This window comes from Xenorhabdus innexi, assembly GCF_002632485.1.
Taxonomy (GTDB): domain Bacteria; phylum Pseudomonadota; class Gammaproteobacteria; order Enterobacterales; family Enterobacteriaceae; genus Xenorhabdus; species Xenorhabdus innexi.
Genome location: NZ_NIBU01000227.1, coordinates 1 through 670, shown reverse-complemented (window position 1 = coordinate 670; position 670 = coordinate 1). Strand labels below are relative to the sequence as shown.

General features: G+C 56.1%; 1 protein-coding gene. It reads right to left on the bottom strand.

Features of this window, described 5'->3' with window-relative positions; genetic code table 11:
* The coding region (locus tag Xinn_RS21270; RefSeq protein WP_099137840.1) for a TIGR03747 family integrating conjugative element membrane protein at positions 1 to 588 on the bottom strand (588 nt) is incomplete at its 3' end.
* Between the last annotated feature and the right edge of the window lie 82 nt (positions 589 to 670).

Below are 670 nucleotides of genomic sequence, written 5' to 3'. Positions count from 1 at the left end.
ACTCGATTCATACCCCGCACCATAGCGCCGCAAGTCCCGCCGTCCCAGCCCGTCGACCAGCGCAACCACGACCACCATCACAAACAGAGGCGCGGATAACAGCAGAATGGTCAGCCGGATCAGTGTCACCATTGTGATAAACACGGTCGCCAGCCAATATTCCCGCAAATGTACCAACAGACCCTGTAATACCACATTGAATTCACGGAGAAAGTCATTATTGCGCTGAAACGAATAGTGCGACTGTTCCTGAACCCAGCGCATAAACCCACTGTCCACAAACAGCCACTGATACGCCTGTGCCAGCCAGGCCGGCACGGTTTGGGCAGGGTCTGACAACAGCAGGCTGCGGGTAAATTCCGTCGATAAAAATTGCAGCTCGGTGTTCATCATCGTCTGGCTGTGAGTAGCCCCCTGCTCTGACCAGAAAAATGTCATGCCGAGATATTCCAGTAACAGGCTGAACAGCCACGACATCACCCCAAAGCCGATAAGCTGCCACGGCCATTCCCATAACACACGGTACAGCAGACCGGGCTTGCGGGGCGGCTGAGAAGGCTGGCGGGCGGGGTTTTCTGACTGTGCCATGAGCGGTCACACTCCCTGCTCTGTCCACCAGTGTTCACTGGTGCGGTAGTGCCGGCGCATCTGGTCGGCAATGTGCTGCAAA